The sequence below is a fragment of the Pseudomonas sp. DTU12.3 genome, assembly GCF_004124275.1.
Taxonomy (GTDB): Bacteria; Pseudomonadota; Gammaproteobacteria; order Pseudomonadales; family Pseudomonadaceae; genus Aquipseudomonas; species Aquipseudomonas helmanticensis.
Genome location: NZ_CP027218.1, coordinates 1,082,413 through 1,106,588 on the forward strand (window position 1 = coordinate 1,082,413; position 24,176 = coordinate 1,106,588).

Annotated in this window: 23 protein-coding genes; 16 read left to right on the forward strand and 7 right to left on the reverse strand. The window is 59.7% G+C overall.

The window, feature by feature from the left end:
* Positions 1–89 precede the first annotated feature (89 nt).
* A complete protein-coding gene (locus C2E19_RS04790; protein ID WP_129388753.1) occupies positions 90–1,235 on the reverse strand; it encodes an LLM class flavin-dependent oxidoreductase in 1,146 nt (381 codons plus the stop codon).
* A 122-nt stretch (positions 1,236–1,357) separates the two neighbouring features.
* Between C2E19_RS04790 and C2E19_RS04795 the strand changes: the two genes are divergently transcribed.
* The 7 genes from C2E19_RS04795 to C2E19_RS04825 all read left to right on the forward strand — a co-directional run bounded on the left by C2E19_RS04795 (position 1,358) and on the right by C2E19_RS04825 (position 10,560).
* Positions 1,358–2,266: an NAD(P)-dependent oxidoreductase gene (locus C2E19_RS04795; RefSeq protein WP_346772244.1), complete on the forward strand. Its 909-nt coding sequence runs from the start codon at positions 1,358–1,360 to the stop codon at positions 2,264–2,266.
* A 228-nt stretch (positions 2,267–2,494) separates the two neighbouring features.
* Positions 2,495–3,652: an oxidoreductase gene (locus C2E19_RS04800; RefSeq protein ID WP_129388759.1), complete on the forward strand. Its 1,158-nt coding sequence runs from the start codon at positions 2,495–2,497 to the stop codon at positions 3,650–3,652.
* Between the two features lie 135 nt (positions 3,653–3,787).
* Positions 3,788–4,888 (forward strand): efflux RND transporter periplasmic adaptor subunit, encoded by a 1,101-nt coding sequence (locus tag C2E19_RS04805; protein ID WP_129388762.1) that lies wholly within the window; start codon positions 3,788–3,790, stop codon positions 4,886–4,888.
* Complete coding sequence (locus C2E19_RS04810) at positions 4,885–7,962, forward strand: MexW/MexI family multidrug efflux RND transporter permease subunit (RefSeq protein WP_129388765.1); 3,078 nt, start codon at positions 4,885–4,887, stop codon at positions 7,960–7,962. Before C2E19_RS04805 ends, C2E19_RS04810 begins: the two co-directional genes overlap by 4 nt.
* Before the next feature lie 10 nt (positions 7,963–7,972).
* Positions 7,973–9,424, forward strand: a complete 1,452-nt coding sequence (locus C2E19_RS04815; RefSeq protein ID WP_129388768.1) for an efflux transporter outer membrane subunit — start codon at positions 7,973–7,975, stop codon at positions 9,422–9,424.
* Between the two features lie 129 nt (positions 9,425–9,553).
* Positions 9,554–9,919, forward strand: a complete 366-nt coding sequence (locus C2E19_RS04820; RefSeq protein ID WP_129388771.1) for a helix-turn-helix transcriptional regulator — start codon at positions 9,554–9,556, stop codon at positions 9,917–9,919.
* 80 nt (positions 9,920–9,999) lie between these two features.
* Positions 10,000–10,560, forward strand: coding sequence for a chorismate lyase (locus C2E19_RS04825; RefSeq protein ID WP_129388774.1), 561 nt, complete (start codon positions 10,000–10,002; stop codon positions 10,558–10,560).
* A 33-nt stretch (positions 10,561–10,593) separates the two neighbouring features.
* Here C2E19_RS04825 and C2E19_RS04830 read toward each other — a convergent pair whose 3' ends face one another.
* From C2E19_RS04830 to C2E19_RS04840, 3 genes are all read right to left on the reverse strand, one after another.
* A complete protein-coding gene (locus C2E19_RS04830) occupies positions 10,594–10,869 on the reverse strand; it encodes a LysR family transcriptional regulator (protein WP_129388777.1) in 276 nt (91 codons plus the stop codon).
* A 67-nt stretch (positions 10,870–10,936) separates the two neighbouring features.
* Positions 10,937–11,443 carry a flavin reductase gene (locus C2E19_RS04835; RefSeq protein WP_045123182.1) on the reverse strand — a complete coding sequence of 169 codons (507 nt, stop codon included), beginning with the start codon at positions 11,441–11,443 and terminating at the stop codon, positions 10,937–10,939.
* Between the two features lie 195 nt (positions 11,444–11,638).
* Positions 11,639–12,520 (reverse strand): LysR substrate-binding domain-containing protein, encoded by an 882-nt coding sequence (locus C2E19_RS04840; protein ID WP_129388780.1) that lies wholly within the window; start codon positions 12,518–12,520, stop codon positions 11,639–11,641.
* A 215-nt stretch (positions 12,521–12,735) separates the two neighbouring features.
* Between C2E19_RS04840 and C2E19_RS04845 the strand changes: the two genes are divergently transcribed.
* Positions 12,736–13,500 (forward strand): sulfite exporter TauE/SafE family protein, encoded by a 765-nt coding sequence (locus C2E19_RS04845; RefSeq protein WP_129388783.1) that lies wholly within the window; start codon positions 12,736–12,738, stop codon positions 13,498–13,500.
* On the opposite strand, the gene C2E19_RS04850 is transcribed toward C2E19_RS04845, so the two are convergent.
* A complete protein-coding gene (locus C2E19_RS04850; protein ID WP_129388786.1) occupies positions 13,490–13,804 on the reverse strand; it encodes a putative quinol monooxygenase in 315 nt (104 codons plus the stop codon). The genes C2E19_RS04845 and C2E19_RS04850 overlap by 11 nt on opposite strands.
* 184 nt (positions 13,805–13,988) lie before the next feature.
* Here C2E19_RS04850 and C2E19_RS04855 point away from each other — a divergent pair, with 184 nt between their 5' ends.
* The 8 genes from C2E19_RS04855 (at position 13,989) to C2E19_RS04890 (ending at position 21,952) form a co-directional block, all read left to right on the forward strand.
* Entirely contained in the window at positions 13,989–14,579 is a 591-nt protein-coding gene (locus tag C2E19_RS04855; RefSeq protein WP_105709250.1) for an NAD(P)H-dependent oxidoreductase, read from the forward strand.
* A gap of 119 nt (positions 14,580–14,698) precedes the next feature.
* The gene (locus C2E19_RS04860) at positions 14,699–15,610 is read left to right on the forward strand and encodes a LysR family transcriptional regulator (protein ID WP_129388789.1); all 912 of its coding nucleotides are present in this window, start codon (positions 14,699–14,701) and stop codon (positions 15,608–15,610) included.
* A gap of 103 nt (positions 15,611–15,713) precedes the next feature.
* Positions 15,714–16,607 carry an NAD-dependent epimerase/dehydratase family protein gene (locus tag C2E19_RS04865; RefSeq protein ID WP_129388792.1) on the forward strand — a complete coding sequence of 298 codons (894 nt, stop codon included), beginning with the start codon at positions 15,714–15,716 and terminating at the stop codon, positions 16,605–16,607.
* A gap of 3 nt (positions 16,608–16,610) precedes the next feature.
* Positions 16,611–17,093 (forward strand): Fic family protein, encoded by a 483-nt coding sequence (locus C2E19_RS04870; RefSeq protein WP_256661282.1) that lies wholly within the window; start codon positions 16,611–16,613, stop codon positions 17,091–17,093.
* Positions 17,094–17,746: 653 nt separating this feature from the next.
* Positions 17,747–19,096, forward strand: coding sequence for a GntP family permease (locus tag C2E19_RS04875; RefSeq protein ID WP_129388795.1), 1,350 nt, complete (start codon positions 17,747–17,749; stop codon positions 19,094–19,096).
* A 16-nt stretch (positions 19,097–19,112) separates the two neighbouring features.
* Complete coding sequence (locus tag C2E19_RS04880) at positions 19,113–19,973, forward strand: MurR/RpiR family transcriptional regulator (RefSeq protein WP_129388798.1); 861 nt, start codon at positions 19,113–19,115, stop codon at positions 19,971–19,973.
* Between the two features lies 1 nt (position 19,974).
* Positions 19,975–21,432: an amidohydrolase family protein gene (locus C2E19_RS04885; RefSeq protein ID WP_129388801.1), complete on the forward strand. Its 1,458-nt coding sequence runs from the start codon at positions 19,975–19,977 to the stop codon at positions 21,430–21,432.
* A 151-nt stretch (positions 21,433–21,583) separates the two neighbouring features.
* The gene (locus tag C2E19_RS04890; protein ID WP_129388804.1) at positions 21,584–21,952 is read left to right on the forward strand and encodes a glyoxalase superfamily protein; all 369 of its coding nucleotides are present in this window, start codon (positions 21,584–21,586) and stop codon (positions 21,950–21,952) included.
* Positions 21,953–22,251: 299 nt separating this feature from the next.
* Here C2E19_RS04890 and C2E19_RS04895 read toward each other — a convergent pair whose 3' ends face one another.
* Both C2E19_RS04895 and C2E19_RS04900 read right to left on the reverse strand, forming a co-directional pair.
* On the reverse strand, positions 22,252–22,617 hold the full coding sequence (locus C2E19_RS04895) for a DUF6124 family protein (RefSeq protein ID WP_129388807.1): 366 nt from the start codon (positions 22,615–22,617) through the stop codon (positions 22,252–22,254).
* Between the two features lie 481 nt (positions 22,618–23,098).
* Entirely contained in the window at positions 23,099–24,115 is a 1,017-nt protein-coding gene (locus C2E19_RS04900) for an AraC family transcriptional regulator (protein WP_129388809.1), read from the reverse strand.
* Between the last annotated feature and the right edge of the window lie 61 nt (positions 24,116–24,176).

A 24,176-nucleotide genomic window follows, 5' to 3' on the forward strand; every position in this document is an offset into this window, starting at 1 on the left:
GTCAGGTGGAGCGAGTTTGCCGGCGAAGCGCTCGGCGGGGTCAACACCCCGCACGAGCGCCTTTGCGAGCACGCTCGCTTTCTGCGGTTTTAGTGGCCGGTGACGCTGTCCGCCTGGGCGGTTTTAGCGTTCGGGCGTTGGTCGGCAGGCGGCATCTGCAGCGATTGCAGGTGTGCCAGGCGATTGGCGTGGGTCGGTGCTTCGGCGGCCAGCGGCGAGCGGCGTTTGCGGGTTTCTTCACGCAGCACCGGCAGCACTTCCTTGCCGAACATGTCGAGTTGTTCCAGCACGGTTTTCAACGGAATGCCGCCATGGTCGAACAGGAAGAGCTGGCGCTGATAGTCGCCGAAGTACTCGCGGAAGGTCAGTGTCTTGTCGATGATTTCCTGCGGACTGCCAACGGCCAGCGGGGTCATCTCCATGAACTCTTCCAGGGATGGACCGTGGCCATACACCGGCGCATTGTCGAAGTACGGACGGAACTCGCGGCGGGCATCCTGAGAATTGCGGCGCATGAAAATGTGCCCGCCGAGACCGACGATGGCTTGCTCTGGCGTGCCATGGCCGTAGTGGGCGAAACGCGCCCGATAGAACTCGACCAGGGCCATGAAATGCTCGCGCGGCCAGAGGATGTGGCTGGCGAAAAAACCGTCACCGTAATACGCCGCTTGTTCGGCGATTTCCGGGGTGCGGATCGAGCCATGCCAGACGAAGGGCGGCAGGTCGTCCAGCGGGCGCGGAATGGAGGTGAAATTGTTCAACGGGGTGCGAAAGCGACCGCTCCAGTTGATGTCTTCTTCGCGCCAGAGCCGATGCAGCAGGCGATAGTTTTCCATCGCCAGCGGCAGGCCGTCGGTGATGCTCTTGCCGAACCATGGATAGACCGGTGCGGTGTTGCCGCGCCCGAGCATCAAGTCCATGCGCCCGCCGCAGAGGTTTTGCAGCAGCGAATATTCTTCGGCCAGGCGCACCGGGTCGTTGGTGCTGATGAGCGTGGTGGACGTCGACAGAATGATGCGCTGGGTTTTTGCTGCGATGTACGCCAGCAGCGTGGTGGGGGAGGAGGTGATGAACGGTGGGTTGTGATGCTCGCCGGTGGCGAAAACATCCAGACCGATGTCTTCGGCTTTCTGCGCAATTTGCAGGGTCGCCTGGATGCGTTCCGATTCGCTGGGGGTACGGGCGTTGGTAGGGTCTTGCGTGACGTCGCCAACGGTGTAGATCCCGAATTGCATAAAGCCTCCTTGCCTTGGGTAAAGGTTCGTTTGAAACCCTGCCGCGAAGGTTAAATCTTCGTGGCACTTGAAATGTACGCCTGTACACGTACAATCGCAATCGTGGATCATCGTTCGAACGGATTTCGAAGACCTCATCTAGACGGGAGCGCGACATGGAACTGGGATTTATCGGGTTGGGCACGATGGGCGCACCGATGGTGCTGAACCTGCTGAAGGCCGGGCATCGAGTGCGTGTGTGGAATCGCTCGGCAGCGCCGCTACAAGCATTGGTCGCTGCTGGCGCTGAAGCCGTCGACAGCCCGGCGCTTGCCGCTCGCGCCGAGGTGCTGATTTCGATGCTCGGCGACGACACCGCGATTCGTGCGGTGTTTCTCGATGCCGCTGCCATCGACGGTCTGGCGCCCGGCAGCATTCACGTCAACATGTCCACGGTGTCTGTCGCCCTGGCCCGGGAAATGGCCGCCCTGCACCAGGCGCGCGGTGTTGGTTATGTCTCGGCGCCGGTGTTGGGCCGGGTGGACGTCGCGGCGGCTGGCAACCTGAACATCCTCGCTTCCGGGGCCGCCGAGGCACTGGCGCGGGTGCAGCCATTGTTCGACGTGCTGGGGCGCAAGACCTGGCCGTTCGGCGCGGACGCTGAAAGCGCTTGCGTTGCCAAACTCTCGGCCAACCTGATGATTGCCGCCGCGATCGAAGCGACCGCCGAGGCCTCGACCCTGGCTACTGGTTACGGCATCAGCCGCGCGGATTTCATCGAGATGATCACCTCGACGCTGTTCGCGGTTCCGGTCTATCAGGGCTACGGCAAACTGATGGTCGACAAACAATTCGAGCCTGCCGGATTCAAACTGTCGCTGGGGCTCAAGGATGTGCGCCTGGCGCTGGAAGCCGGCGAAGCTGCGCAGGTGCCGCTGCCGTTTGCCAGTGTGTTGAAGGACAACCTGCTCGATGGCATGGCCCATGGTCAGGCCGATCAGGACTGGGCATCACTCTCGGAGGTCAGTGACCGACGCGCCGGCTCCCGGTAATAAATTAACTGTACAGACCGTAACTTGCGTGCAAGTTCGGCTGACACTTTACGCCTGGAGTTTTTGTCGGACAGTTATGGGTCTTTTACTGAAATATGCAAGAAGTCTGATAATAACGCTTGTCAATGTACGACTGTAGACGTACATTTTTATCGGGGTTTAACAACAATAAAATTCTGTCTGTTTTTTCATCTGCTGACCCTTAATAAATAATAGCTAGGAGCCGTTATGAAGAATCTAATGCAATGGAACAGCCTTCCCTCCGAATCCAGTGAATGGCTTGAGAAGGTACGTGCACTGAACCCGCTGATCGTTCAGCACCGGGATTACAGCGAGCAGACGAACGCGACGCACAAGGATGTGATGTCTCAATTTTTCAAGGATGGTTTTGGCCGCACTTCGGTGTCCAAAGCGTTCGGCGGATCCCAGGTCGATATCCAGACCACCTCCGCCCTGTTGCTCGAATTTGCCCGTCATGACGCTTCGCTGTCCTGGCAGTTGGCGGTGCAGGTGGCCATGGGCCGACTCTCCGACTACTTGCCGGAAAGTACTTCTGAAGCGATCTACAGCCACTGCGACGGCTTTGTGATCGGCGCCATCCACTCCGGTGGCGAAGCGTTGCCGATGGGTGACGATTATCTGCTCAGCGGCCGTTGGGCATTCGCCAGCGGTTCGGCGCACGCCGACTGGCTGGTCTGCACCGCCACCGTCAAAGGCACCGAAAACAACACTACGCCAGAAGTGCGGATGTTCTTCGTCCCGGCCAGCCAATGCAAAATCCTCCCGACCTGGGACACCCTCGGCATGCGCGGCACCGGCAGCCATCACTTCGAATGCTCGCAGGTGCTGGTCAACAAAGCCTTCTCCCTCGACACCGAAAGCCTCAAGCAATCGCCCGAGGCGCGCAGCTCGCGTGCCTACGCCACCGGTTACTACGAGTTCGGCACACTGGCGGCGATGTCCACCGTACTGGGCGTGGCCCGGGCCGCAGTCGATCACTTTCGCAACGACCGCGCCGTGAATGCCGACCCAGGCCTTGAAGGGGTGATTTTCGAGAAAACCGGTCGCGCGATCTCGTCGGTGCACACCGCCCAGTTGCTGCTCGAAGACGCGATTCACCAAGTGATCAATCGCGGTGAAACCTTCGGTGAACCGGTCAGTGCACGGGTCGGTCTGGCGGCATCGGTACTCACCGAAAACTCGGTGAACGCGGTCAATCAGATCTTTTCGATGGCCGGTTCGAAGGCGGTTTACAAGTCGCATTTCCTCGAGCGTTGCTTCCGAGATATCCATACCGGTTCGAAGCACTTCACCTTGTCGCCTTTGAACTTGCACGGTATCGGTAAATATTATCTGGATAAAACCAATGCGCTGGCAGCGGCTTGACAGATAACTAACAAGACAGGCGCGTTAAACGTGAATTGCCACAGGGATATATAACGCGCCTGTTTTGTGCAACAGCCTTTATTTTCTTAATAACTGAACTTTTGTGCTCGCAATAAAGAGTCAAGGGAGTGCCATATGCTTGCCCGAAATATCATTAAATCGATTGTATTTCTTCTTCTTGTGCTGATCTTTTCCGCTGTGCTTGGCTGGCGCTTCTGGGCGCCACCGCAAGCGGCTGCCGACCAGCGCATCCCGAGTACTCGGGTCGGTCTGGCCGTGGCCACAAAACAACCGTACACCTACTACCTTGAAGCGATCGGCAAACTGGAAGCGCAGCGTCAGGTGCTGGTTTCGGCCGAAGTCAGCGGCAAAGTAGTAGACATCGATTTCGAGTCCGGCGATCAAGTGGCGGCGGGGCAGGTCCTGCTCAAACTCAATGACGCGCCGGAACAGGGCGAACTGGTACGCCTCAAGGGTGAGTTCGAATCGGCCAAGGCGCAATTCAGCCGCGTCCAGGAATTGGCCAAAACGGGTGCAGAAAGCCGTCGTGCCTTCGACAGTGCCCGTGCGCAATACGACGCGGCCAAAGGCGACATGGAACGGATGCAGGCGCAGATTGCCCAGCGTCATATCCGTGCGCCATTTGCCGGCACCCTCGGTATTCGCCAGGCGCACCTCGGCCAATATCTGCAGGCTGGCAGCGCCGTAGCAACCCTGACGGATCCCGGCGTGCTGCGGGTCAACTTCACCCTCGCCGAACGCGATGGCTCGCGAGTGCAACTGGGCCAGACGGTGCAAGCCAAGGTCGATGCCTGGGCGGACCAGACGTTTGCCGGGAAGATCGTCGCGGTCGATCCGCAGATCAACCAGTCCCACACCATCAACGTGCAAGCTGTCATCACCGATACCAAAAAACTCCTGCGTCCAGGCATGTATGCACGGGTCTCGGTGACGTTGCCGCAAACCGCCGAATTGCTCATCCCGGAAACCGCCATCACCTACAACGCCTATGGCGAGAGTGTGTTCTCGGTCTACACCGACGAAGCCGGTGTGCAGAAGGTCAAGCGTGAAAGCATCAAGGTCGGCGAGCGTCGCGATGGCTGGGCCGTAGTCGACAAGGGCTTGAGCGACGGTGCGCAGGTGGTGACATCAGGACAATTGAAACTGCATGACGGCGTCGCCGTGGAAGGTATCCCGGACACGATCGCTCTCAAACTCAGCGGGCTGGAAAAATGAATTTCACCGACCTCTTTCTTCGCCGGCCGGTGCTGGCCGTGGTGGTCAGCACGCTGATCCTGTTGTTCGGCGTCCGTGCGCTGATGAACCTGCCGATCCGCCAGTATCCGATGCTGGAAACGTCGACCATCACGGTCACGACCCAATATCCGGGTGCCTCTTCGGAGCTGATGCAAGGCTTCGTCACGCAGCCGATCAGCCAGGCGGTGGCCTCGGTCGAGGGCATCGATTATCTGTCTTCGGCTTCGACCCAAGGTCGCAGCCAGGTGACGATCCGCATGGCGCTCAACAGTGATTCCATCGCGGCGCTGACCGAGGTCATGGCCAAGGTCAACCAGATCAAATATCGCTTGCCCAAGGATGCCTACGACCCGGTGGTGGAACGCACCTCGGGTGGTTTCACCAGCGTGGCTTACGTGGCGTTTGCCAGTTCCAACCTGACCATTCCGGAAATGTCGGACTACATTTCCCGCGTCGTTGAACCGATGTTCGCCGGCATCGAAGGCGTGGCCAAGATCAACATCATGGGCGAGCAGAAACTCTCCATGCGCCTGTGGCTCGACCCGCAACGCCTGGCCGGCTACGGCATGACCGGACAGGACGTTTCGACCGCCATCGAAGGCAACAACTTCCAGGCCGCACCCGGCCAGGTCAAAGGCTTGTATGTGGTCAGCAACCTGCGGGTCAACACTGACCTGAACAGCGTCGAAGACTTCCGCGACATGGTGCTGCGCAACGATAACGGCAACATCATTCGAGTGCGCGATGTCGGCACGGTCGAGCTGAATGCGGCATCGACCGATACCAGCGGTGCGATGAGCGATGTGCCGGCGCTGTTCCTCGGTCTCGATGCGGCGCCCACCGGCAACCCGCTGGTGATCGTCAAGCGCGTGCGTGAGTTGCTGCCACAGATCCAGGAAACCCTGCCACCGGGCGTGACCGTGCAGATTCCTTTCGAAGTCGCGCACTTCATTCAGTCGTCGATCGATGAGGTGTCTTACACCCTGCTCGAAGCGCTGGTGATCGTGGTGCTGGTGATCTACCTCTGCCTGGGCACGTTCCGCACGGTACTGATTCCGCTGGTGACGATTCCGTTGTCGATGCTCGGCGCGGCGATGCTCATGCAGATGTTCGGCTTCAGTCTCAATTTGCTGACCTTGCTTGCGATGGTTCTGGCCATCGGACTGGTGGTGGACGACGCCATCGTCGTGGTGGAAAACGTCCACCGGCATATCGAGGAGGGCAAGACTCCGTTCGATGCGGCGCTGATCGGCGCGCGGGAAGTGGCCGGACCAGTGGTGGCGATGACCTTCACGCTGGCGGCGGTGTATGCCCCGATCGGCTTGATGGGCGGCCTCACCGGTACACTGTTCAAAGAATTCGCGTTGACCCTGGCCGGCGCCGTGGTGATTTCCGGCATCGTCGCGCTGACCTTGTCGCCGATCATGAGTACGCGTTTGCTGGATGCGAAAACCAGCGAAGGTTTCATGGCGGTCAAGGCTGATCGCTTCTTCCAGAACCTGTCGCGTCGTTACGGCGTGCTGCTCGGCGGTTCGCTGGCGCGGCGCTGGATCAGCCTGACCGTGGCCCTGGTGATCTTCTTCAGCCTGCCGTTTCTCTATCGCTCGGCGCAGACCGAACTGGCGCCGCTGGAAGACCAGAACATTTTGCTGACCGCGATCAAGGCACCGCAGCACGCCAACCTGAATTACCTCGAGGCCTACGCACACAAGCTCTACGAGACCTTCAACGAAATTCCCGAGGGCTACAGCAACTGGGTGGCCAACGGTACTGACGGCCTGTCCAACAGCGTCGGCGGGATCAACCTCGTGGACTGGGAAAAACGCGGCCGCGACGCCAATACCATTCAGCCGGATTTGCAGGCCAAGGTGAACCAGATCGAAGGCACGAGCATTTTCGTGTTCCAGATGCCACCTCTGCCGGGTTCCACCGGTGGCTTGCCGGTGCAGATGGTGATCCGCAGCGATCAGGATTACCTGGCGCTGTTCAACGTGATGGATCAGCTCAAGAAATCGGCGCAGGCCAGCGGTCTGTTCGCGGTGGTCGACAGCGATCTGGACTTCAACAATCCAGTGGTGGAGATTCAGGTCGATCGCGCCAAGGCGAACGCCCTGGGCATTCGCATGCAGGACATCGGCGAGACGCTGAACAGTCTGATCGGTGAGAAGTACGTCAACCGGTTCTCGTTCCACGGTCGCTCGTACGATGTGATTCCACAGTCGATCTCTTCGGACCGCCTGACCCCGGAAACCCTCAAGCTCTACTACGTCAAGGATCAGAAGGGCAATCCGGTGCCGTTGTCGACGCTGGCAACTCTCAGCGTCAAGGTCGAGCCGAATCGCCTGACTCAGTTCAACCAACAGAACTCCGCGACGTTCCAGGCCATTCCGGCACCGGGCGTGACGCTGGGGGCTGCGGTGGAGTTCCTGCAAAAACAATCGGAAAGTTTCCCCGCCGGCTTCAGTTTCGACTGGCAGTCCGACGCGCGCCAATACGTGCAGGAAGGCAACAGCCTGGCGTTCACCTTCGGTCTGGCCCTGGTGATCATCTACCTGGTGCTGAGCGTGCAGTACGAGAGCTTCCGCGATCCGTTCATCATCCTGATCAGCGTGCCGCTGTCGATCTGTGGCGCACTGGTGCCGCTGGCGCTGGGCATGACTTCGATGAACATCTACACGCAGATCGGTTTGATCACCCTGATCGGGTTGATCAGCAAGCACGGGATTCTGATGGTCGCGTTTGCCAACGAACTGCAGCGCAAGCAAGGCATGGATCGTGTGCAAGCCATTCAGCACGCCGCGCAAGTTCGCCTGCGGCCGATCCTGATGACCACTGCGGCGATGGTGGTCGGTCTGGCGCCGTTGCTGTTCGCCAGTGGTGCCGGCGCCAACAGCCGTTTCGGCCTGGGCCTGGTGATTGTGGTGGGGATGCTCATCGGTACGTTGTTCACCCTGTTCATTCTGCCGTCGGTCTACACCCTGCTGAGTTCGATCAAGCAGTCGGCCAGCGTCCCTGAAACCGCTTTGGCCAGTGCGCCGCAAACCACCTTCTGAGGACGTTTTCATGTATCGGATTACACGCTTCATGCTGGCGCCTCTGGCGGTATCGATCCTGTTGTCGGCGGGTTGTGTGAACTACGCCGGGATCAATCACCAAGGCAAATTGTTATCGCTTGGCGAGGCGCCTTCCGACAGCCTCAAAGACAAACTGCCGCCGGCCGCATGGCCGAGCAGCGACTGGTGGACATCGTTGGGTGATCCACGCCTCGGCGCGCTGATCGAGGAGGCTTATGCGAGCAACCCGGATTTGCAGGAAGTCACGGCGCGGGTGGCCAAGGCCAATGCGTTTCTCGACTTGCGCGACGCCGAACGCTATCCGCAAATGGACGCCGAGGCCGGCGTCACTCGCGGTCGACTGTCGAAGTTCGAGGATTACAGCGGCGAGGGTCACAAGTACTTCACCGCGCGCAATCTGGCGGTCAATTTCAATTACACCTTCGACCTCTGGGGCGGCCAGCGTGCCGCCTGGGAGTCGGCGCTGAACAGTGCGATGGCTGCGGAAGTCGATCTGCAATCGTCGCGCCTGATTCTGACCGTCAACGTGGTCAAGGCCTACAACCAGCTGGCCTATGCCTGGCAGGTGTCGGAGCTCAATCGCCGCGATCTGGAGCGTCTGAGCAAACTGGTCGAGCTGACCGATTCACGCTACGGCTCGGGGCTCGATAACCTGTCGCAACTCAAACAGGTGCAGAGCCTCAAGGCGCGTTCGGAATCGACACTGATTGGCGCCAACGAGGACATCGAAATCGCTCGTCTGCAATTGTCGGCGCTGATCGGCAAAGGCGTCGATCGCGCGCAGACCATCGAACGTCCGGCAAGTCTGCAAGCCAGCGTCGTGGCGTTGCCCGCGCAATTGCCGGCGCAACTGCTCGGACGCCGTCCGGACATCGTCGCGGCGCGCTGGCGCGTCGAAGCCGAAAACAAAAACATCGACGCGGTGAAGACCACGTTCTATCCCAACATCAATCTGGTCGCCGCCGCAGGCTCGCACGCGCTGACCGGGGATGCGCTGTTCGCCGGCGTCAGCAAGTTCTGGAACGTTGCGCCAACGGTGACGCTGCCGATCTTCGATGCCGGGCGCCTGCGCTCCGACCTCAAGGCTGGCAATGCGCAGCTGGACGGCTCGATCGCGCAGTACAACCGCGTGCTCAGTTCGGCCCTGCACGAGGTGGCGATTTCGGTGACGCAATTGCGCTCATTCGAACAGCAGATTGTCGTGCAGCGTGATGCCTGCACGATTGCCCAGTCGTCTTACGATCTGTCGCAGTCACGCTACAAGGCCGGGGAGGACACGTTCCTCGATGCGCTAAACATCGAGCAACAATTGATTCAGGACGAAATGCGTTTGGCATTCCTCAACAGCAAGCACATCGACAGCTCGATTTCGTTGATGGCAGCGCTGGGCGGCGGGTTCCAGGAGCAGCCGTTGCAGGGCGAGAAGAGCGCTGGACTGTAGTCTCAGACGTGCCGTAGCCACCGGGACGGCTGTCGCGGGAGAGGGGCTTGTTGTGTATAGTCTTACTGTTCTCGTATAGACGAATTCAAGCAAGTTTTCTCCCGCCTATATCCTCAAGGGTACCTACCTATGAACGTCCCGAATCACCCCAATCAGGACCAGATCCTTCTTGAAAATGTTCTGTCTGCATTGGGCAGCCCGTTGCGTCTGACCGTGTTGAAAGTGTTGGCCGATGGCCAGGAACATCCATGCGGCCGGATTCTTCGGGGCGCATCGAAGTCGACCATGACTCACCACTGGCGAGTCCTGCGGGACAGCGGTCTGATTTGGCAACGGCCTTACGGTCGGGAAAACCTGCTGTCGCTACGTCGCGAAGACATGGACGTGCGTTTTCCCGGCTTGCTCGACTCGCTGCTCACGGCAGTCAAGTTCGATGAACAGACCGTCGATGTGATCAGCAAGCATCAGGTAACCGAAGACAGCACTACCGAGTGACAACGACAACGCGGCGCTGAAGGATTCGTTCTTCAGCGCCAGCAATGGATTGACGATCAACAGGGAGGTTGAGTGCAGTTATGGATACGAGTCATTACTGGTCGTCGCGACCACTGGCGCAATTGACCGGCGCGGAGCAGCACTGGCTGTTTCTGCCTGGCGCACTGACACCGCGCCTGAAGGCCATGGGCGCCTATTCCATCGAAGTCGTCGAGCAGTTCCAGGGCGCGCTCAACCCGGATGAGGCGCACGCATTGGAGGTGCCCGCGCAGAGCACGGGCTGGGTGCGTGAAGTGGTGATGAAGCTGGATGGCGAGGCGTGCGTCACGGCGCGCAGCCTGACCAGCATGCCAGCGCTGAGCAGCGACTGGGCAGAGTTGAATAACTACGGCGGACGCCCACTGGCGGAGATTCTCTACGCTTCGGAGCAGACCCTGCGCGAGCCGTTTCAGTGTGCTTTGTTATCCCCCGGTGCGCCGTTGGCGGCACTGTCCCATCGCTTCGCGCCACAGGCCAAACGCCTGTTGGCGCGGCGTTCGCGTTTCACCCGCAATGGTTCGCCGCTGCTGGTCAGCGAGTGCTTTTTGCCCGCATTCTGGGCCCGCATCGAGTACACCTCGGGTCTGAAATCCGCCTCATGAGTTGAAGCCTTGCGGGAGCACGCTCCCGCAAGATCACAGCCGAATCACCGCTTCAATCTGACTGATCGCCGGGGTCAACGCCTGCGCCAGTTGTTGCGCTTTGAAGGTCGGATGCATGCTGCGCGACGAGCGCAGAAACAACGGATCATCGAAGCGCTTGCGCAGCCGCGCGAGCGATCCACTGATGGCCGGTTGTTTGACGTTCAGGCGCTCGGCAGTGCGGGATACGCTGCGCTCACGAAACAACACCAGAAAGGTGATGATCAGGTTCAGGTCGATATCCGCGAAGTTGTCTTCATTGAATAGCATGGGCACTTCCCTGTTTTGACCGGCGGGCCGACGTGCAGCGCTGCCGCACGTCAACCCGCAGGCACAATCACTGATCCGGGGCCAGGCGCAACTCGTCGTTCAGACGGTAGTAATTGCGATTGAAGTAGACGAGGCCTTCCGTGGCTTCGCTGTGCTGCAGTTCGAGGATTTCACAGTAAAAGATGCTGTGAGTGCCGACCTCGTCGATCTTGGCGACACGGCAATCGAGGCTGACCAACGCCTCGGCAATCACTGGCGAACCGGTCACCAGAGTCTGGCAGTTGACGCTGGAAAAGCGCTCCTGCATGGTCAACTGCCGGTTGGCAAATGCCCCGGAAGTCGATTGATGGCCACCGGTCAGCACGTTCACGCACAGCACGCCGTTGGTTTTGAAATGCTCGTGATTGGACGACGAGCGATTGACACACACCAGCAGCGTTGGCGGCGAATCCGTCACGCTGCACACCGCCGAAGCGGTAAACCCGAAACGCCCGGCGGGGCCATCGGTTGTGACGATGGTGACAGCACTTCCCAGCATCGCCATTGCATTACGAAACTCCGTTGAATCAACCACAGCGTCACCTCATTCCATGTAGGTCATTGGGAGCCGATCCGTTCTTCCTTGTCCGTTGTCGTTGTGCGAAAACGGTATCGGGCAACACGTTCGCTCTGGCGATATAGTACGTATGTATACGTACCTTGCAAGCTATTCCTTGTGCTTATTTTGCAGAAATATTCGCCCGCGTGATCAACCGGCAATGCACACCTTTCAAGCAGCAGACAAGGTCTCCAGCAGGGCTCTGGCGTAACTCGGCAGCGCGCCGAATTCGCGCGCGCACAAGAGCAATTTGCGCCGCGCCCAAGGCTCGTTCAGCGTCAGGCTTTTGCAGGCTGGCGATGGCGCGCGCTCGATGGCCGCCAAGGGCACGATGGCAATGCCCGCGCCCGACGCGACCATGCGCATCACGCCATCGAAACCGTCGGCGCGAATCCGCATCTGCATCCGTGCGCCGGTGTGCAGTGCCTGTTCTTCGAGGTACACCGCCAGTGCGCTGTCAGCGCGTAGTCCGACAAAATCATGCTGCAAGGTGTCGCTGAAACTGACTTCGTTCGAGCCGGCCAAGGGGTGGTCGAGAGGCACGATCAACACCAGTGGATCGTCGCGAAACGCTCGGGTTTGCAGATCGCGGGTGTCGACCGCGTCGGAGACGATGCCGATGTCGGCGGCACCCTGGCGCAACGCATGAGTGATGCGTGCGCTGGGCAATTCCTGCAGATCGATGTCGAGATTGCGATGGCGTTGCAGGAATTCGGCGAGCACTTCCGGCAGGTATTCGGTGATTGCCGTGGTGTTGCACAGCAAACGTACCTGACCTTTGACGCCTTGCGCGTAGTCCGCCAGATCCTGCTGCATGCGCTCGGCCTGTTGCAGAAGCACGCGGGCATGTTGCGCCAGCGCTGTGCCGGCGGGTGTCGGAGTGACACCGCGACGACCGCGCTCGAGAAAGTCGATGCCGATCGAAGCTTCCATGGCACGGATTCTGGCGCTGGCAGCGGCGAGCGATAAATGGGCGCGAGCAGCGCCTGCGGTGATGTTGCCGGTGTCGAGGATGTGCAGGAAGAGGCGCAGGTCGGTGAGGTCGAAGTGCATGGTTAGCCTCTGGTTTTGTGGTGGCCGGGCCGGCCCCTTCGCGAGCAAGCCCGCTCCCACCTTGGACTCATGTATGACACAGATCCAATGTGGGAGCGGGCTTGCTCGCGAAGAGGCCATCAGCCCCAACGAAATCAACAGCCTCTCACAAAAGCAGAGGCACCCTCAGTATATGGCAGATTTTCACCCCACCCCGACTGGCGCACAGTAACGCCATGAACACACTCGCAGATTTCTACCAACACCTCGGCCTGGCCCTGTCCCTGCTGGTCATCATGACCTTCATGCTGGCCGGCCTGATCAAAGGTGTCATCGGCCTGGGCCTGCCCACTGTAGCCATGGGCCTGCTCGGTCTGGCTATGGCTCCGTCGCAGGCAGCCGCGCTGTTGATCATCCCGGCGACGCTGACCAATCTCTGGCAACTGGCATTCGGCGGGCATCTGCAAGGGCTGATCAAACGCCTCTGGCCGATGCTGCTGATGATCTTCCTCGGCACCAGCATCGGCACTATATGGATCGGCATGGCCGGCGGGCATTGGGTGGTGCGCGGACTCGGCGCGGCGCTGTTGCTGTATGCGCTCAGCGGGTTGTGTCTGCCGACACTCAGGGTCAAACCGCGCCATGAAGGCTGGCTCGGCCCGGTCTGCGGTTTGATCACCGGCGTCATCACTTCCGCCACGGGTGTGTTCGTGATTCCTGCCGTGCCTTACATGCAGGCGCTGGGTTTGAGCCGAGATGAACTGGTGCAGGCGCTCGGTCTGTCATTCACCGTCTCGACCCTGGCGTTGGCCGGCGGTCTGCTCTGGCTCGGCGCGTTGGGCGGCGGCGAATTGAGCGCCTCGTTGCTGGCGCTGATTCCGGCGGTGCTGGGCATGTTGCTCGGCCAGTGGCTGCGTCAGCGCATCAGTGCGGCGCTATTCAAGCGGGTCTTTTTTATCGGTCTGGGCGCGCTCGGCGCCCATTTGTTGATCAGCGGATAGCCGATGAATCGCTGAGCATTTCGATCTGGCGGATATCGAAATCCTGTTGCAGATACTCCATGCGCCGGGCAAAAAATTCCTTCATGTGCGGCAAATTCGAATGCACATCCAGGTGCGCCTGGCTCGCCCAGATCTCGTAAAAGATAAACAGCGACGGATCTTCCTTGTCGCGCAACATGTGGTATTCGATGCAGCCGGGCTCGGCGCGGCTCGGTTCAACATAGGCGCGAAACAGCGCCTCAAAGGCCTCGGCTTTCTCCGGGCGGGTCTTGGCGTGCAGGATAAATCCCAAGCGTTCACTCATCAAAACAACTCCTCAAATGCAGATGGCCGCGCATGCTATGGCAATAATCGGCATTAGATTCGTGCTTTTCAGTCAAATGTATTTTGCGCAATCACGGCTTATTCCGCGCGAGGCGGACCGTTAGTCTGCCGCCATTCCAGTTTCCCTTCTCCATCCAGCCCAATGGCTGCGCCGAGGCTTTCTCATGAAAAAAGTGCTGTTGCTCAATGGCGGTAAAAAATTCGCTCACTCCGACGGTCGCTACAACGCCACGCTGCATGAAGCGGCGCTGAGCGTGCTCGATCGGGGCGGGCTCGACGTCAAAACCACCTTCATCGACGAAGGCTACGACGTCGCTGAGGAAGTGGCCAAGTTCCTTTGGGCTGACGTGATCATTTATCAGATGCCGGGCTGGTGGATGGGTGCGCCATGGACGGTGAAAAAGTACCTCGACGAAGTCTTCACCGAAGGCCACGGCAGCCTCTACGCCAGCGATGGCCGCACCCGTTCCGATGCCTCGCAGAAGTACGGCAGCGGCGGTCTGATTCAGGGCAAGCAATACATGCTGTCGCTGACCTGGAACGCACCGCAGCAAGCGTTCGATGACCCGACTGATTTCTTCGAGGCCAAAGGTGTTGATGCGGTGTACTTCCCGTTCCACAAGGCCAACGAATTTCTCGGTATGACCGGTTTGCCGACATTCCTGTGCGTAGACGTAATGAAGCGTCCGAATATCGAGGGTGATGTGGCGCGTTACGAACAGCATCTGACCGAGGTATTTGGCCTTAAGGCTTGAGTGTTTCGAGCTACTATCGGTGGTAACAGCAAAAGATCGCAGCCTGCGGCAGCTCCTACAGAGTTCACATGTAGGAGCTGCCGAAGGCTGCGATCTTGGCGATCTAAAAGAGGATACCCGTGAAAGCCAGATCCGATGAGTTGCAGATTTTCGTCTGCGTGATCGAATGCGGTTCCATCTCCGCCGCCGCCGAGCAAGTCGGCCAGACGCCGTCGGCCGTCAGTCGCACGCTGTCGAAGCTGGAAGCCAAGCTCGACACCACGCTGATCAACCGCACCACGCGGCGCATGGACCTGACCGAGGAGGGCAAGTACTTCTTCGAACACGCCAAGCTGATTCTCGACCAGATGGATCAACTCGAAGAACGCCTGTCCTCGCGCCAGCAAACCCCGTCCGGGCGCCTGCGGATCAACGCCGCCTCACCGTTCATGCTCCACGCCGTGGTCCCGTACATCGACGAGTTTCGTCGTCTCTACCCGGACATCCAGCTCGAACTCAACAGCAACGACCTGATTATTGACCTGCTGGAACAAAGCACCGACATTGCCATTCGCATCGGCACCCTCGCCGATTCGACGCTGCATGCGCGCTCACTCGGTTGCAGCCCGCTGCTGATCGTCGCCAGCCCCGCCTACCTGAAAAAACATAGTGCACCGCAGCAAGTCGCCGATCTGAGCGAACACACCTTGCTCGGCTTCACCCAGAACGAAGGTCTAAACCAGTGGCCGCTGCGCTACGTGCACGGCGACCGCTGGCCGATCACGCCGGCGATCAGCGCCTCCAGTGGCGAGACTGTGCGCCATCTGGCGCTGGAGGGGCAGGGCATCGCCTGCCTGTCGCACTTCATGACCATCGACGACATCCGCGCCGGTCGCCTGAAAGTCCTGCTCGGCGAATTCAACAGCGGTTATCGCCAGCCGATCAACGCGGTGTACTACCGTAACTCGCAACTGGCGCTGCGCATCCAGTGCTTCCTCGATTTCATCCAGAGCAAACTCGCCGCCTACGCCAGCGCCGATTTCAAGGGCTGATTCGTAACCTCTGCGCAAGAGTGAATTGGGCGGGAGCGGGTTTTTCCCTCGGGCTAACGGGCCGATACTCGTCCCATCACTTACTCACGCAGGGAGTTTCTCCATGAACGTATTCATCACCGGCGCTGCCGGTTTTATCGGCGGCTCGATCGCTACCGGTCTGGTTCAGGCCGGGCACACAGTCTCCGGCCTGGTGCGCAGCGCCGAACAGGCTGCCGAGCTGAAAGCGCTGGGCATCACCGCGGTCATCGGCACTCTGGATGACAAAGCACTGCTCGCCGAACAGGCCCGCGCTGCCGACGCCGTTATCAACGCCGCCAGCAGCGACCATCGTGGTGCGGTCGAAGCCTTGCTCGATGCCTTGCGCGGTACCAACAAAGTCTTCCTGCACACCAGCGGTTCGAGCATCGTCGGCGATGCATCCGGCGGCAAGTCCAGCGACGTCATCTACTTTGAGGACAACCTGCCAGAACCGACCGTCGACAAGGCCGCGCGCGTGGCCATCGACAACCTGATCCTCGCCGCGGCGCAGGACGGCGTGAATTCGGCAGTGATCTGCAACACGCTGATCTACGGCCACAGCCTGGGCGTCAATCGCGACAGCGTGCAATTGCCGCGACTGCTCAAGCAGGCACGCAAAAGCGGCGTAGTGCGCCACGTCGGCACCGGCCAGAACATCTGGTCCAACGTACACATCGAAGACGTCGTCGCCTTGTATCTGCTGGCGCTGACCAAAAACGTTCCGGGCACGTTCTACTTCGTCGAAAGCGGCGAAGCGTCGTTCATCGACATGACCACCGCCATGGCCCAAGCGCTGAATCTGGGCCAACCGCAAGATTGGCCATTGAAAGACGCCGAAGCCGAATGGGGCTACGAAATGGCCAACTACGGCCTCGGCTCCAACAGCCGCGTACGCGGCAAACATGCGCGCGAACTGCTGGGCTGGGCGCCGAAACGCACGTCAGTGGTTGAATGGATTCGTAACGAAATGGTGTGATGGGTGTTTGAGCCCCGCCGGGCTTTGCTATCACCCTTCAGAACGGCTGCCATCGGGCAGCCGTTTTCGTTTCAGGCTTTGCGCTTGTATTGCGCCAGACCTAGGGCTGGCGATGTCCGTGCGGTAAATTTGGGCAAGGATGGATTTTTCTTCGCCGCTGCGCCGCAGATCCCTCGGTTGCTCGATGGGTTTGAAAGGGACTGTCTTGCCAAATACACACCGTGCAGGCCCGAACTGGACGAGAACCTGATTCGCGCCATCGCTGTAACGCACGTGGAGTTCATCCTTATTCATCCCTTTCGCGAAGGTAATGGGCGCTTGTCGCGATTATTGGCGGATGTCATGGCCGTGCAGGCGGGCTACGTGCCGCTGGATTACAGCAGTTGGGAGCGAAACAAAGAGGCTTATTTTGCAGCAATCAGTCAGGGGCTGAACTGCAACTACGAACCCATGGAGTATTGGGTTCGGCAGGCATTGTGGACTTGAGGTCGACGCTACTTGGCCAGGGACAAATTTAGAAACTTACTGGATCTGACTTTGAGTTTGCGCTCAATTGTCTCGACACTTTGGCCCGTCTCTATGGCTGTCGAGCTGGCGATTGCGCGGATCAGAGTATCGGCTGTCAGTTTTTTTCTGGTGCGACGCGCGGAGGTCATGGCGGGGACTCTACGGAATGTAAGGCGAGTATAGCGCTTGGCTGGCTTAGAGAAACACAACGTAGGGTTGGACGCGAACCTGCTGGTTTGCCAGCGATAGCGGTCGATCAGTCAGCCTCTAAGTTGAATGTGCAACCGTCATCGCTGGCAAGCCGGCTCCCCACAGGTTATCCGCGTTGTACCTGATGCAACGCAATCAAACTGTGGGAGCGAGCCCGCTCGCGAAAGCGGTGTTTCAGTCGATAGAGATTTTGAATTGAGAACGCCTTCGCGAGCAGGCTCGCTCCCACAGTGGTTTCTCGTTCACCGAAAAGCCATGTAAATCGCGCCCCGCGATTTTCATTAATCACGACAAGACATATCCATTCGCGACACGTCTTACCTCTCCACGAAAATTAATTTCATGCGGTTTGAATTCTCGATCTCGAAATGATTTATGAGTTTCACAACCCATTCGAACGTGACCCTTTCGAGGAGTACCGCATGACGCCTTCCTTCGGCTATTGGCTGCTGGTGTATGCCGCCGTCGCCATCATTGCGCTGATCGTGTTGATCGCCCGATACCGGCTCAATCCGTTCATCGTCATCACCCTGATTTCCATCGGCCTGGCGCTGGTGGCCGGGATGCCGGCTTCCGGAGTGGTGGGGGCGTATGAGGCCGGGGTGGGCAAGACGCTGGGGCATATTGCGCTGGTGGTCGCGTTGGGGACGATGCTTGGCAAGATGATGGCCGAATCCGGCGGCGCCGAGCAGATGGCGCGTACGTTGATCGATAAATTCGGCGAGAAGAACGCGCACTGGGCGATGGTCTGCATCGCCTTTCTGGTCGGGCTGCCGCTGTTCTTCGAAGTCGGTTTTGTCTTGCTGGTGCCGATCGCGTTCACCGTGGCGCGGCGCGTTGGTGTGTCGATTCTGATGGTTGGCTTGCCAATGGTCGCCGGCCTGTCGGTGGTGCACGCACTGGTGCCGCCGCACCCGGCGGCGATGCTCGCGGTGCAGGCCTATCAGGCCTCGGTCGGGCAGACCTTGCTGTATGCGATTGCCATCGGCATTCCGACGGCCATTATCGCCGGTCCCCTGTACGCCAAATTCATCGTGCCGCGCATTCACTTGCCGGCGGATAACCCGCTGGAGAAACAATTCCTCGACCGCGAACCGCGCGACAAACTGCCGGGTTTCGGCATCACCATGGCGACCATTCTGCTACCGGTGGTGTTGATGTTGATCGGCGGTTGGGCCAACCTGATTTCCACGCCGGGTAGCGGTTTCAACCAGTTCCTGTTGTTCATCGGCAACTCGGTGATCGCGCTGTTGCTGGCGACCTTGCTGAGCTTCTGGACGCTGGGCATCGCCCAGGGTTTCAACCGCGAATCGATCCTCAAATTCACCAACGAATGCCTGGCACCGACCGCCAGCATCACTTTGCTGGTCGGCGCCGGAGGCGGCTTGAACCGGATTCTGGTGGATGCCGGCGTGACTGACCAAATCGTCGGCCTCGCTCACGAATTTCATCTGTCGCCGCTGATCATGGGCTGGCTGTTCGCCGCGCTGATGCGCGTCGCCACCGGCTCCGCGACCGTGGCCATGACCACCGCATCCGGCGTGGTCGCACCGGTGGCCATTGGTCTGGGTTATCCACACCCTGAGTTGTTGGTGCTGGCGACCGGCGCCGGCTCGGTTATCTTTTCCCACGTCAACGACGGCGGCTTCTGGTTGATCAAGGAATACTTCAACATGACGGTCGCGCAGACGTTCAAGACCTGGACCGTGCTTGAGACGCTGATCTCGCTGGTCGCCTTCGGTCTGACCCTCGGCCTTTCTTACCTGCTGTAACCGGAGCCCGCCGCCCATGGACATCCTCTACCAGATCCGCGCCCGCCAGGATTCCTTCAGCGCCGGCGAAGGTCGTATCGCCCGGCTGATGCTCGACGACGTTGGTTTTGCCGCGAGCGCCAGCCTCGAAGACCTCGCGCAACGCGCCGAAGTCAGCACCGCCACGCTGTCGCGTTTTGCCCGCACGGTCGGTTGCCGCGACCTGCGTGATCTGCGCCTGCAACTGGCCCAGGCCAGCGGCGTTGGCAGCCGTTTTCTCGACCCAGCGGGCACGCCTGAACAGTCGGCGTTCTACGGGCAGATCGTCGGCGATATCGAAACCACGCTGCGCCAGCATCTGGCCGGGTTCGACGAATCACGCTTCGCTGACGCAGTGAAACTGCTCGGCCAGGCTCGGATGATTCATGCGTTCGGCATGGGCGGTTGCTCGACGCTTTGCAGTGATGAATTGCAAGTCCGCCTGGTACGTCTCGGCTACCCGATTGCGGTGTGTCATGACGCGGTGATGATGCGCGTCACCGCCGCCAGTCTGAACGCCGAGCAAGTGCTCATCGTCTGCTCGCTGACCGGCATCACCCCGGAATTGCTCGAGACTGTCGAATTGGCGCGCAACTACGGCGCACGTATTCTGGCGATCACCCGCGCCGATTCGCCGCTGGCGGAACTGGCCGACATCGTCCTGCCGCTGCAAGGCGCGGAAACCTCGTTCATCTACAAACCGACGGCGGCGCGCTACGGCATGCTGCTCGCCATCGACGTGCTCGCCACCGAGCTGGCCCTGGCCAGTCCTGAAGACAATCAAGAACGTTTGCGGCGGATCAAACTGGCCCTCGACGAATACCGTGGCGGCGACGATCACCTGCCGCTGGGAGACTGACATGCTGTACGACACCCTGATTCGCAATGCCCTGATCATCGATGGCAGCAACACGCCCGGTTACCAGGCCGACGTGGCTATCCGCGATGGCCGTATCGAGCGCATCGGCGACCTGCACGATGCCACGGCGACCGAAGAAATTGACGCCGCCGGCCGCGTGCTGGCGCCGGGTTTTATCGACGTGCACACCCACGACGACACCGTGGTCATTCGTCAGCCAGAGATGCTGCCAAAGCTCAGCCAGGGCGTGACCACAGTGATTGTCGGCAACTGCGGGATCAGCGCTTCGCCGGTGACATTGAAGGGTAATCCGCCGGATCCGATGAACCTGCTCGGTACAGCGGCAGCGTTCGTTTATCCCCGTTTCAGCGATTACCGTGCGGCGGTGGAAGCAGCGAATACCACACTGAACGTTGCCGCGCTGGTCGGCCATACAGCGCTGCGCAGCAATCATCTGGACGATCTGTTCCGCACCGCGACACCGGATGAAATCGCCGCGATGCGCGAGCAATTGCGTGAAAGCCTTGAGAACGGTGCGTTGGGTTTATCCACAGGCCTCGCCTACGCCAGCGCCTACAACGCCTCCACTGACGAAGTGATGCAACTGACCGAAGAACTCACGGCTTTCGGCGCGGTGTACGCCACGCATTTGCGCAGCGAATTCGCCCCGGTTCTGGAGGCTATGGATGAAGCTTTTAAAATCGCTCGACATGCGCAATCGCCGGTGATCATTTCCCACCTCAAATGCGCCGGCGTCGGTAACTGGGGGCGCAGTCCGCAGTTACTCGCATCGCTGGAAGAAGCGGCAAAAACCCACCCGGTCGGCTGCGATTGTTACCCGTATGCAGCAAGTTCTTCGACCCTGGATTTGAAGCAAGTCACCGATGCGCATCGCATCACCATCACCTGGTCGACGCCGCACCCGCAAGTCAGCGGTCGCGACCTGATCGACATCGCCGCCGAATGGAATCTGCCGCTGCTCGACGCCGCGAAACGCCTGCAACCCGCCGGCGCGGTGTACTACGGCATGGACGAGGCCGATGTACGAAGAATCCTCGCCCATCCGTTATCGATGGTCGGTTCTGACGGCCTGCCGGAAGACCCGTTCCCGCATCCACGTCTGTGGGGCGCTTTCCCACGGGTGTTGGGCCATTTCAGTCGCGATGTCGGGCTGTTTCCTCTGCATACCGCCGTGCACAAGATGACTGGGCTGTCGGCGGCGCGATTTGGCTTGAAGGAACGCGGCGAGATTCGTGAAGGTTATTGGGCGGATCTGGTGTTGTTCGACCCGGCGACCGTACGTGATGTGGCGGATTTCAACGACCCGCAACGACCGGCGCAGGGGATTGATGGCGTGTGGATCAATGGCGTGTTGAGTTATCGCGACGGGCAGGCGAACGGGCGCAGGGAAGGGCGTTTTCTGGCACGCGAAGGTGATTTGCGCAAAGGGTTTCATTGATCGCAATGTCCCTGTAGGAGCTGCCGCAGGCTGCGATCTTTTGATCCACGTCTCATAGTGGCACTCTGAGATTAAAGAATGTCGCGACCAAGCCGAATTGCTGACATCCACCCCAGCTACGCTGCGGGGCCAATCAGTCAGGGAGCACCCCATGAGCTTCGGCAAAACCACCCCGATCCTGCGGATCTTCGATGAGGCCAAGGCCGTTGAATTCTACGTCGACTTCCTCGGCTTCAAGATCGACTGGCAGCATCGCTTCGAGGCGAACTTCCCGCTGTATCTGCAAGTGTCGCGTGGCGAGTGTGTGCTGCACCTGTCCGAGCATCACGGCGATGCAAGCCCGGGTTCGGCGCTGCGCATCGAGACCGATGAACTGGAGGTTTTCCAGCAGCAGCTGCTGGCCAAGGACTACAAGTTCTCGCACCCGCAAATTCAGGCCATGCCGTGGGGCAGCCAGGACATGACCATCGCCGATCCGTTCGGTAATCGGTTGGTGTTTACCAACGCGATCAGCCTTTGAGGTGAAGCAGGCTAAAAGCCCCTCACCCTCACCCTAACCCTCCCGAAACGTCGGACCGCCCGGAGGGAGAGGGGACTGACCCGGGGATGCTTGAGAGATACACCGACCTGAACCTGTTCGGTCGAATCCATAATCGACTCGGTCATTCAGATCGATGTATAGCACCAGACACCTCGGTCGGCTCCCTCTCCCTCCGGGCGGTCCGACGTTTCGGGAGAGGGCTGGGGTGAGGGGAAAATGACACACCGCAAAAAGAAGCCAGCCACCCAACCCTTCCAGTTGGGTGGTGGGCTTTTGCGTTACTCGGTCGGCACTAACCTGTCCAACACGCGATTAACCGCCATTTCCGCCACCATCACCACTTGCGCAATACCCTGCAAAGTCTTGCGGTGGGTGCCTGCAAACAGCGCCGCATGGTTGTTGAGCATCACAGTGGCGGAACCAAGGGTTTCGCTGGCGTCGGCCAGCAGGGATTCGGTATCGGCTTCGGGATTGGCCATGTACAGCGTGTTGGGGGAGTAGGGCGCAGCCATGAGGTCGGCATTTGGCGGCCCGAGATAGTGATCGAGTGCGCGCTCGGCGGCTTCGTGGAATTTCTTGGAGTCGGGTGATTCGTAGGGGGATGCCGGGTCGGTGGCCGGCGGGTTTGGCGTAACTTTTAACATGGGAGCGTACCTTTTAAAGCCCCATCCACTTCGCCGCTAAGCAAAAGGGAGGCAGCTGTGCGCAAGTTAGCGGACCGGTCGCATCCCACCCCGGCGCACCCGAAGGTGCCATGCGCACAGCCACCATCAAGCGCAGGCAAATACCTGACTGGATGATACTCGTGCAGCGGGGAGCGAATTTAGCCGAGCCGCTAAGCTCGATCACTGGAAATCAGTGACCGAATCAAGTTACGCAGCATGCTCAGGGCGCACAAGCCGGCGGATTCTGGCTTAGGCGTAGGTTATGGCGCAAGGATTTGTGGGCTGTTTCGCGTAACGCTGAGTGTCCTTAAACATCATCTTTGAAAGTGTTTATTGCGTTGTGGGGAGTGGCCTCATCGCGAGCAGGCTCACTCCTACAGTTGATCTTCAGTGAACGCAGATTCTGTGTCCGATACAGCCCCCTGTAGGAGTGAGCCTGCTCGCGATGAGGCCAGAACATTCACCCGCGATGCATCTGCCGAAACTCCCCCGGCGGCATCCCGCGTCGGCTCTTGAACGTGCGGTGAAACGACCTCGGTTCGGTAAACCCCAGATACTGCGCAATGTCCTGAATCGGCAACGTACTGTTGAGCAAATAATGCTCAGCCAGCTCCTGGCGCAAATCATCGAGAATCTGTTGATACGACGTCCCCGCCTGATGCAACTGCCGCTGCAACGTACGCACTGAAACCGCGAGCTGCTCGGCCACCTGCTCCTTGCGCGGCAAGCCTTCCTTGAGCAACTGCCGCAGAATGTTCTTCACCTGCTGCTCAAGTGACGCATCCGCAAGCGTCGCCATCAATCCCAGCGCATGTTCTTCCAGGGTTCGCAGCAATTGCGCATCCGCTTGCCGCAACGGCAACTGCAAATACGCCAGCGGCACGATCAGCGCCGAATACGGCTGATCGAACAACACCGGGCAATCGAAAAACGCCTCGTACTGCGCCGGCGTCGCCTCGGCCGGGCATGAATGTTCAAGCCAGACAGCGGCCGGCGACATCTGCGTATCGGCGATCCAGCGTGCATATTGCAGCCATGATCCCAGCACGTTCTCCACCAGATGCCGACGAATCCGCGGACGCTGATAACGACAGGTCCAGATCAGATGAACATGGCCATCCTGCACCTCGGCGCGACTGACGCCCATGTCGCCGACCAGTTTCTCGAACGGCATGATCCGGCTCATTGCATCACCGAGGGTCGCGCAGTTCATGGTGATGTAACCGAGCACGCTCCACGAATTGGGCAGGACGAAATTCGCCGCGTTGAGCCCGAACAACGGATCGCCCGAATGTTCGCAGAAATAATCCAGCAAGCGTTCATGCGCCTCGCCCGGCAAGCGCAGGGTGTTGTCGCTCAACTGCTGCGCCTGCAAACCCGCCGCCGCCAACGCAGGCTCGACGGCCATGCCCAGTTGTTCGGCGTGGCGCAGGTATTTGAGCAGCGGCGGAACCGAGGTGAAGCCAAGCGATTGCATGATCCCATTCCTTTGATCAACGGCAGTGGAGGCGGACGAATAGCCTGAAAGGTAATTTGAA